Annotated in this window: 6 protein-coding genes; 5 read left to right on the top strand and 1 reads right to left on the bottom strand. The window is 44.8% G+C overall.

Translation table 11 applies throughout. From position 1 onward, the window contains the following. Window positions 1–562: 562 nt before the first annotated feature. The 5 genes from L2082_RS04150 (at window position 563) to L2082_RS04130 (ending at window position 9,249) form a co-directional block, all read left to right on the top strand. Complete coding sequence (locus tag L2082_RS04150) at window positions 563–2,236, top strand: ATP-binding protein (protein ID WP_446011468.1); 1,674 nt, start codon at window positions 563–565, stop codon at window positions 2,234–2,236. 2 nt (window positions 2,237–2,238) lie between these two features. Continuing rightward, window positions 2,239–3,831 carry an ATP-binding protein gene (locus L2082_RS04145; protein WP_446008179.1) on the top strand — a complete coding sequence of 531 codons (1,593 nt, stop codon included), beginning with the start codon at window positions 2,239–2,241 and terminating at the stop codon, window positions 3,829–3,831. Continuing rightward, window positions 3,824–5,719, top strand: a complete 1,896-nt coding sequence (locus L2082_RS04140) for a hypothetical protein (RefSeq protein ID WP_446008180.1) — start codon at window positions 3,824–3,826, stop codon at window positions 5,717–5,719. Before L2082_RS04145 ends, L2082_RS04140 begins: the two co-directional genes overlap by 8 nt. An 80-nt stretch (window positions 5,720–5,799) precedes the next feature. Beyond that, window positions 5,800–6,249, top strand: coding sequence for a D-aminoacyl-tRNA deacylase (dtd, locus tag L2082_RS04135; protein WP_446008181.1), 450 nt, complete (start codon window positions 5,800–5,802; stop codon window positions 6,247–6,249). 69 nt (window positions 6,250–6,318) lie between these two features. Then, complete coding sequence (locus L2082_RS04130) at window positions 6,319–9,249, top strand: insulinase family protein (RefSeq protein WP_446008182.1); 2,931 nt, start codon at window positions 6,319–6,321, stop codon at window positions 9,247–9,249. An 82-nt stretch (window positions 9,250–9,331) separates the two neighbouring features. Here L2082_RS04130 and L2082_RS04125 read toward each other — a convergent pair whose 3' ends face one another. After that, a complete protein-coding gene (locus L2082_RS04125) occupies window positions 9,332–10,423 on the bottom strand; it encodes an AI-2E family transporter (protein WP_446008183.1) in 1,092 nt (363 codons plus the stop codon). Window positions 10,424–10,481 lie beyond the last annotated feature (58 nt).

Raw genomic sequence — 10,481 nt, 5'->3', positions numbered from 1 at the left:
GGTTACCAATGACAAATCGTTTTTTATTACATTAATACCAGAAAAATCTCAAATGTCCATTTTTTTCTGGTGTAAAATTAAAAGATTAACCAGCTAGCAGAAAAAGGCTGTCAGGGGCCTGTTCCAAAAAATTTAATCCTGAGAAGAGCTGCGATCAAAAGGGAAAATCGAACGCCTCGTTGATTGCACAACTCCCCCTCTACCATCGCACCCCCGCTTTTAAATTTAAATCAAATGTTGCTGCCGGGGAGGGGGGCGCAGTCCATTTCGCTACTTGGTATATCAGGATTCGTGATATTAAACATACTATCAGTCCCTTTGATGGTGTCGTGAAAGTTGAAAAGCTCTTGGTGGATGATAAAACCGTTAGGGATGGTTTGGGAAGTGAGGTTATTGACTCCATTTCAGCGCATATCATGTGGGAGCGTAATCCAACTTGCTATGGAAGTGACCGGAGATGGGCTAATCACCTGTATCCGATACATTTGACAGAGCGTTGCCTGAAGAGCCATCGTCTTAGTGATCATGTAATTATGCATCTACTTTAATATTTTTAAAAATTATGAGAATTATTGGGAAAGTAACTGCGCTTGAAAACAGGCCTACTACAATTGATGAATTTTATTTTTGGACACCCCCAGAAAGGATACTTGATCCATTTGATGTAGTTGTCGTAGAGCATTTGAAGGGGTCGAAGACATACGGTGTTATTGAAGAAATAAATCATATCACTGATACACCTGGATATATGGGAGCTTTTATTTCGAACGACTTTGGCGAGGTTGATACGACCGCTCCGACTCGACGAATAGGTATGAACTACATTAAGGCCAGTGTAGTTAAGAATACCAAAGCGATTTATACACCTGTTCAGGACGGCAGTCAGGTAAGACTTGCTAATAATGAGGAAGTTAGCGAAGCATTGGGGCTGGCGAATGTGCAGAATGCACTACCGTGCGGATATATCCAGATGTACTCGAAAAATAAAAGTGAACAGGTGCTTTTGCCGGTTAATTTTAATGGGAAATTCTTAATAGGACCGGAGGGAGCGCATTTAAATATCAGTGGAATATCCGGGCTTGCTGCCAAAACATCATATGCAATGTTTCTGTTAAAAGGCATCCAGCATCGAATGAGTCAAGTTGGGGATGATAAACCGTTCGGCGATGAGTCGGTTGCATTTGTTGTTCTCAACGTTAAGGGTAGAGACCTGCTGACTTTGGACAAGAGACCCGATTCTGGGCAATTCACGGAAGCAGATGCCAAACGATACAAGGAGCTTGGCATTGAACCGAACCCTTTCGACAACGTAAAGTATTTTTTCCCATATGAACAGGATGACTTTTCGAACACATATGCCCAGAAAGACTATGTTGATGAACTGATAGAGGAGAAGAAAGGATTTCGATACAAGTACAGCTTTGACAAAGATCTTGACAGCTTGGATCTTCTTTTTGCAAACATTGAAGATTCGACAGGAACAATGGAATCTGCGTGTCATTATATTCAGTCGAGGCAAGGAGGATTTGCGAGAATTCGCAACTGGGATGAACTGGAAAATGAAATCAGTGAATACGGAAAAGCGAACAGTGGTAGAACTGATAAGGATATCACTGTACAAAGTTGGAGAAAGTTCAAACGGATCATCTCTAAATCTTTGAAAAACAGCATGTTTGGAAATCGCGTGGTATCTGAGCGGAGTGAAATCCGGTTGAGTTCCGCATTGGAGCAGATCAAGGCAAACGAGGTATTTGTAGTTGATATCGCCAAACTTGACGAAAACCTGCAATCTTTTGTTTTTGGCGATGTAATCAGGACAATTTATGACCTCAAACTTGGTCAGCTTACTGACAATGAGGAAAATATTCCTTCCAGAATTATCGTTTTCATAGACGAGCTGAATAAATATGCAGGGTCAGATTTGCCGAAAAATTCACCAATCTTGAGGCAGATAATTGATATATCGGAACGTGGACGCTCCTTGGGAATTGTTCTGTTTTCAGCTGAACAGTTTAAAAGTGCTATCCACGAACGAGTTAAAGGGAACTGTTCAACACATGCGTATGGACGGACAAATACAATTGAAGTGTCAAAGAAAGATTATAGTTACATCCCGAAAGTATATAAGAATATGATGATTAGACTGACTCAGGGAGAGTATATTGTGCAAAATCCGGTGTTCACTTCACCGCTTCATATACGGTTTCCGCGACCTATTTATTTTCAGGAGAAGTAGCTATGAATTCCGACTCTGTCATTATAGGAAAAAATATAATCGAAATCCTCACAACGGGGATGTACCATAATCCGTTGGTGATTTTTCGGGAGTACGTTCAAAACTCGATCGATGCAATTAACGAGGCTGTAACTAGAGAAATTTTAGAGGATATTTCTGAAGGTGATATACAAATCGTTATTGATAAAGAAAAGCGACGTATTTCTTTTGAAGATAATGGGGTAGGTATTCCAAGGGAGAATGCTTGGCAAGTCCTCACAAGTATTGCCGCCTCCAGCAAAGACAGAACGAAGAACTTGGGGTTTCGTGGTATCGGTCGTTTGGCTGGATTGGCTTATTGTGATGAATTGATTATTGAAACTTCGTTTAAGGGCGAAGATACAAAAACTGTTTTGCAATGGAATGGGCAGAAGCTGAAAGAGATTATCAGTGATAAAAAGGACAAGAAACTTGCATCTGAGGTAATTCAAGCCATTACAACGATAGAGGATGGGATAGTAGAGCACAAGGACAAGCATTATTTCAATGTGATATTGCAGAATGTAAAAAATGTGAAATTACTTGATGACGATGCGGTGACAAAAAATTTACGGATGGTAGCCCCGGTTGATTTTTACGATCCGAAATTTGTGTTCACTTCTAAAGTTAAAAAGGGGCTTGTTGACAGGGGGGTATCCTGCGAAGGCTATCGAATATTTGTCAACACGACTCAGCTATTTAAAGCATATCGTAATAATGTATATAAGCAGGAAAAAAAACAGAAGAAACGTATTGACGAAGTAATTGATATTGAATTTTTCGATTTGTATTCAAAGCATAATCAGCTTCTTGCTGTGGGATGGTACGCCGTCACTAAGTATATGCAGCTTATACCTGTTGTTAACGAAGCTTGGGGGATAAGGCTCCGCAAAGGTAATATACAAGTTGGAGATGAATTTACTTTACAACGCTTTTTTCGAGAAAACCGTTTTCATCGTTATTTTATCGGTGAAATTCATGTATTGCATGAAGAACTGTTTCCGAATGGGCAACGTGATTATTTTGATGAGTGTGAACTGTTGAGTGAATTTGAGGATGCACTTCATGGGTTGACAAGCAAGCTTCAAAATATTTGCCGGAAGGCATCAGAATGGAATAGTGCGGAAAAGAAGGTTGAAACTTATGCAGACCAGATTGAAAAATTTGAAGACACATTAGAAACACAGGAATTTTATAGCCCAGAACATGAGAAAGAGGAAAAGGACAAGCTTGATAAAATCAGAGAAAATGCGGAAAAGGCCAAAAAACAGTTAAAAAGGATTGAACAACATGCCGAAGATAATGAAACTTTGGCCCGTTTTGTTCAGTACAGAAGCAGCAATAATACTGAGAAGAAAAATACAGAATCACCCAAAAAAAACAAGGGAAACTCGTCAGAAAAAAAGAGCAACGGCAAGAAGTATAAAGCAAACAAACTGAGCAAACTGAGTAGGAAAGAACAGAAATTAGTAGGTGAAATTTATGAAGTCATCAGGACTATCTTGTCTCCAGACCTCCAGAACGTATTGATTTATAAAATCGAAGAGCGGTTCGGAATAACAAAATCTCATGAGTAACTCGCTGAAGCAGAGGCGGGTACTGCTTGTAGAACCTGGCTATAGAAATAAATATCCGCCTCTTGGATTGATGAAATTAGCGGCGTATCACCGGAATCGCGGTGATTATGTGCGTTTTTTTAAAGGGGACTTACGTAAGCTTGTCATCGAGCTGTATACTGAGACCGTTATAGAACAACTCTACTCCATTGATGATAGGATAGATTGGAAATGCCACGCTCCAATTGTTGCTCAATTCATTCGATATGGACGAAAGACCGCTTTGGCTCAAATTTCGGAGTTAGGCGGTATTTTCTCTCCATCCATTATAATTTGGTTGAAATATTATAATAAAGCCTATAGAGCAGGTCGTGTTGAGAGTTGTGCAAGTTGGGATAGAATTTGTGTAACGTCTCTGTTTACTTTTTATTTTAAGAGAACTATTGAAACGATTGAGTATTGCAAAAAGTTGGTTTCAGACGAAAGTAACGTTTTAGTCGGCGGAGTAATGGCTTCTTTGATACCGGATGAGGTTGAGGAAGCAACAGGCATTAGACCTATTATCGGCTTGCTGGATACACCCGGTATGTTGGACGAGGGGGATACAACCATAATTGACCAACTACCTCCAGATTATTCAATTCTTGAGGAAATCGATTATACATATCCTGAGCATGATGGATACTACGGGTATACATCGCGTGGCTGTATACGTAAATGCGAGTTCTGTGCAGTTCCTGTTTTAGAACCTGTCTTCAAAGGGTACCTTCCAATATCCGAACAGCTTGAATATATCGACCGAACATATGGTGCGAGAAGGAATTTGTTGCTGCTTGATAATAATGTTTTGGCATCAAAGAGGTTTCCAGAAATTATTCAACAGATATGTGCTAACGGATTCTATAAAGGAGCAAAGTTTGTAAGCCCGAATTATTTACAAATCTCTATAGCGAACCTGAAGTCCGGTATTAATGAATTTGCTTATCGTCGATTAGCGCATTCAATCCTTATTAAATTTCGATCTAGATTGTCTGGAGCGACTCTCAAAAACTATTTACGGCTGCTTGAGGAAAATGAAATATGTGCAGAGTTACTTCCGACAAGTGACCAGCTGACTGGTGTATATGAGGATGTTAAGGAGCTGTACGAGGATCGGCGCAATAAAGCATCTAAATATAGGTATGTAGATTTTAACCAAGGTGTTGATGCGCGATTACTTACAGAGGAAAAAATGGCTCTTCTTGCGACAATTCCGATTAAGCCATTAAGGATTGCCTTCGACAGCATGAAACTTGCAAAGCCATACGAGAAAGCCATTCGGCTTGCTGCAAAATACAATATCAAACAGCTATCTAACTACTTACTGTTCAATCACAAGGATAGACCAGTTGAACTGTATCAACGGATGAGAATAAATGTCGAGTTAAGCAATGAACTTGATTTACAGATTTATTCGTTTCCAATGAGATTTAGTCCGATTTGGGACGATAATAAACTGCATCACGGCAGAACCTACATCGGTAACCATTGGAACCGAAAGTTCATTCGTTCAATACAAACAGTTCTGAATGCGACGAAAGGTAAGGTCGGTACAAAGTTAGATTTTTTTAAGGCCGCTTTTGGAAAGGATGAAAATGAGTTTTTTGAAATCCTGTACATGCCGGAAGCGTATATTTTGCATCGGCGTCTGTGCGAAAAAAAAGGCTTGACCGATTCTTGGAGAAAACTTTATCAATCAATGTCTAACGTCGAATTGAACAATGTCCTGCCGATAATTGAGAGAAATAATTTTAGCGAAATAAATGGTATTTGCATGAACAATAAATTGAAATGTTTACTTAAACATTACCAGATTTCCCCTAAGGATCTTGCAGAGGACGGTTTCGGGTATGGCTCAGTTGATCGCTGAAACTGAACAGTTTTTATTAGAAACGGAGCCGATTGTATCTTAACTATCAAGAAAAGAAGTGGGATAGAGCGATATAACCCATGCGAGCAGTAATCCAAAGAGTAACATCCGCCAAAGTAACAGTAGACGACCGCCAGACCGGGGCCATCGGCGAGGGCCTGCTGGTCTTGCTGGGCGTTCACAAGGACGATGAACCAAAGGACATCACCTGGCTGGCCGACAAGATCATCAACCTGCGGATCTTTGAGGACAATGACGGCAAGATGAACCACTCCCTGGCCGACACCGGAGGCTCCATGCTCATCGTGTCCCAGTTCACCCTGCTGGCTGATTGCCGCAAAGGCCGTCGTCCTTCCTGGTCAGAGGCCGCCCCGCCAGACAAGGCCCGCCGAATGTACGAAGAGTTTATCCAAACCATTGCCGATTCCGGCATCACCACTGCCACCGGAGAATTCCAGGCCATGATGGATGTGAGCCTGGTAAATTCCGGGCCAGTCACTATTCTCCTTGATTCTCACAAGCAATTTTAGGACAATATTTCTACAATTTTTTCCGGTTTTCTCCGGTACCCGTCAACTTTAACCCGAACAAGGTCTTTTATGACAGATTTCACTCCCGGTTCCACGTATCATGGATTCATCCTGCGACGAAAAGAACATGTTGCAGATATTCATTCCGAAGTCTATCTTTTTGAGCACGAGGTGCTTGGTACTCCAGCCCTGGCCATAAAAAACGCCGATCCCAACAAGACCTTTTGTTTCACCTTTCAGACAGTACCGGAGGATTCCACCGGAGTGGCCCATATCCTGGAGCATTCTGTACTCATGGGCTCAAAAAAATATCCTGTCCATGATGTGTTCGGAGAGATCAACAAGGGCGCGCTGACCACCTTTCTCAATGCCATGACCGGCTCCGACACCACCTGGTACCCCTTTGCCAGCCGTAATATGACCGAGTATTTTAATATCATGGATGTGTATTGTGATGTTGCCCTCAATCCCCTGATTCCGCGCAGCACCTTTGAGCAGGAGGGCTGGCATTATCATAAGGAATCCGAAGACGCTCCCCTGCAATTCCAGGGCGTGGTTCTTAACGAGATGAAGGGGGCCTTTTCTGACCCTATCCGCTCTATTTTCCATCATACCTTTGCAGGCCTGATGCCGGAATCCACCTATGCCCATGAATCAGGCGGTGATCCCTCAGCGATCCCGGATCTGAGCTATGAGCAGTTTGTTCAATTTCATCAAAAACATTACCATCCCTCCAACGGTATCCTGTTTTTTTACGGCGATGCCGACCTGGAACAGGAGCTGGCAGCGGTCCAGGATAATTTCCTGGCCTCTTATGATGAACCAGGCAGCAAGGCCGAGATTGTCCGGGGCAAGGATATCTCTGAGCCGGTCTTTATTGAGGATGGCTATGCTGTCCAGTCGGGCAGTGATTTGAGCGGCAAGACCTATCTGGCCGTGGGCACCGCTGTAGGCACGGTTCTGGATAGACGGCGCAATACTGCCTTTCAGATCATTGCCAATATCCTCTATAACTCGGATGCATCTCCCCTGAAAAAGGCCATTGTGGAGGCAGGGCTCTGTCGGGATTTTGGCGGCCTCTTTCTTGCGGATTCCTGTTACAAGACCTTTATGATGACCTATCTGGCTGGCTCTGAGGCTGAGAAGCGGGATGAATTTCTGGCCCTTTACCGTCGGGTACTGGGAGAGATTGTTGAACAGGGGCTTGATCAGGATTTGGTCCTGTCTGAGTTGAATAAGTATGAATTCTCTTTTCGGGAAGACCTGACCAAGGCCCAGCGGGGATTGGATCTCATTGGTAAGGCCCTGCCCAGTCTTAAGCATGGTTCAGATCCTTTTGAAGCCCTGGCTATTAAGGAGATGTTTGCCACTATTCGGAAAAAGGCCCTGGAGGAAAAGTATTTTGAAGAGCTTATTCAGACAGAGCTTTTGGAAAACCCGGCCTTTGTGGCGGTCACTTTGACCCCTGACCCGGAAAAGGCAGCCCGAATAGCAGAAAAGGAACAGCAGCGTTTAGCTGACTATGAGCAGACTCTGGATCAGGAAACAACCGCAGCCCTGATTGCCAAGACCCAGGAGCTGATGCAGCTCCAGCAGACCCCGAACAGCGAGGAAACCCTGGCCCTGTTGCCCCGTTTGTCCCGTCAGGATCTGGATAGGAAGCCTGATTTTTTGCAGGCTGAGGTAGAAGATTGTGATGGTGCCACCTGCATTGCCAATGCCCTGGAGATCAATTCCATTACCTATGTCCAGGTTGGTCTGGATTGTTCAGCGATTTCTCCAGACCTGCTGCCTTGGTTGGATCTCTTTGGCACCATTGCCACTGAGATCGGTACTGGCTCCCGTGATTATATGCGTTTTGCCAAGGATGTGAATATCTGCACTGGTGGTTTTAACCATTCCTTTGCCACCTACCAGGAGATGAATGCCCCGGACACCCTGCAGCCGGTGCTTTGGTTTCAGGTCAAGGCCTTGTCTGGTTATCTGTCCAAGGCCATTGAACTGGTTCAGGAGGTCTTTGCGGATATGGATCTCACCAACCGCCAGCGTATCCGGGAGATTGTGATGCGGGAGTTTACCTGGGCTGAACATAATGTCCAGAGCGAGGGCTTTAATCTGGCCTCTTCCAGGGCCTTGGCCCATCTCAGCCGTTCCGGGATGCTGAACGAGTGTGTCCATGGGGTGACCTCCTATTTGAAGTTCAAGGAGTTAGTTGCCTCTTATGAAGATCAGGAAGAGGCATTTCTGGCCCGTCTTGAGGATCTGCGGAGTCAGGTCTTTCAGTCGGAGAACCTGAAGCTGGCCGTGACCGGTTCCCAGGAGGATATTGATACGGTCAAAGGATACGCAGGCTCTTTACGTAGTTCTCTGCAAGGAGTTCAGCAGCCTGTCGAAAAGTTTCAATTTCCCAGCTTGCCTGCTCAGCAGGCCTTCACAACCTCTGCTGATGTTGTCTATAATGTGCAAGCCTGTTCCTTGTTCACAGGACCTGAGCAATATACAGGCGTCTTTGAGGTGCTCAAGACCTGGTTGTCCCGTGATTATCTCTGGAATACGGTGCGCCAGTTAGGCGGGGCCTATGGCTGTTTTGTCCAGCTCCATCAGTTAACCGGTAATGTTGCCCTGGTCAGCTATCGGGACCCCCAGGTGCGCAAGACTTATGCAGCCTATGATGCTATTCCAACTGCGGTGCAGGGGCTTGAACTGAGCCGGGAAAGACTGGATCAGCTGATCATTGGTACCTATGGGGCACTGAACCCACTCCAGTCCCCGGCAGTGCAGGGGCTTGCAGCCCGGAATGAGTACTTGTGCGCGATTACCCCAGAGTATAAGCAGAAGCGGATTGGTCGGGTGATTGATACGGAGGTGGAGGATATGCGGGCCTATGCGCCAGTACTGGAGCAGTTAACCCGGACAGAGAATCGTTTCCGGGCCACCATAGGAAGCGGAGAGAAGATCAGAGAGCACGCTGAACTCTTTGATGATATTTTGGAACTCTAACAATATGAAACCGTAGGGGCAGGCCCCTGTGCCTGCCCTTTATTTTCTGGATAGCGGCAAGGGTAAACACAGGGGTTTACCCCTACGCCTCTTCTATGACCTTGAGAGCAGGTCGATGCTCTTTCAGATAAATATCTGACAAGGTCTGAAAGGCGGTCACAATCAGGGGGCCGTAGATGATCCCCAGAACCCCGAAGACCGACATCCCACCCAGGATAGCTAGAAAGACCAACAGGGTGTGCATCTTGACCTGATCACCCACAAATTTTGGTTTGAGCAGGTACTCCACAGTGAAGGAAAGAATAATATAAAAAATACAGGTCAGAGCTGCCTGTCCAGGTGCACCATTGAGAAAAAGCAGGGCGGCAGTGGGAAGCAGCACCAATCCTATCCCAAAGATGGGAAGAAAAGCCAGTATCGCCATCACCCCTGCCCAGAGCACAGGTGATTTGATCCCCAGTACAGCAAAGAATGCTCCCCCCATAACTCCCTGGAATATACCACTTATTCCATTGCCTACCAGGATTACTCCAGAGATATCCAGGAATTTTTTTAAGAGCAAGTTATCCTGTTCTTCCGGCAGCGGTGAAAGCCGGGTAATGAAGCGGACCAGGCGGTCTATCTCAATAAGAAGAAAATAGATCATCAGGATCAGAAAACAGAACTGGAGCACAAAGCTCATAATATTGGCGGCCCAGACAGAGGCTTTGCTGTAGATAAACATGCCAGCCTCTTTACTGAGGTCTGAAAAGATCTCGGTAATATCAGAAGGCTGGAAGTTGACGCCAAAGCCCTGCAGGATTTCCTGGCCCTGAGTAATCCATTTGCTGTTTTGAATTACCTGTTGCAGCTTGATCAGCATATTGGTATCCCGGCCCAACTGATAGACATTCAAGGTCTCTGTAGACAGGACAGCGATACAGAAGGTCAGGGGGATAAAGATAATCAGGGCAATCAGGGCGCAGGTCAGGCTGGAGGCCATCCAGGGAGAAACCCATTTGTTGAGCCAGTTATAGATGGGGCGAAAGATACCAGCCAGCAAAAAGGCGAGGATCAGGAGTTGCCAAAAAGGCCAGAGTACCAGGCCAAGCAGAAGAACAGAGATCAGAAAGACTACGGTAAAATAACGTGATGGCACACTATCTGGTTGTCCTGTGTCCTTTTGGGGATGCATTGGTTCCTTGTACTCGTATTGTGGGATGTTGTGCATAATGGAACAGGCAGCGGCTCGC

Source organism: Candidatus Electrothrix sp., assembly GCF_052785085.1.
The sequence above is the reverse complement of the archived record's forward strand: the minus strand, read 5'-3'. Positions and strand labels throughout refer to the sequence as shown.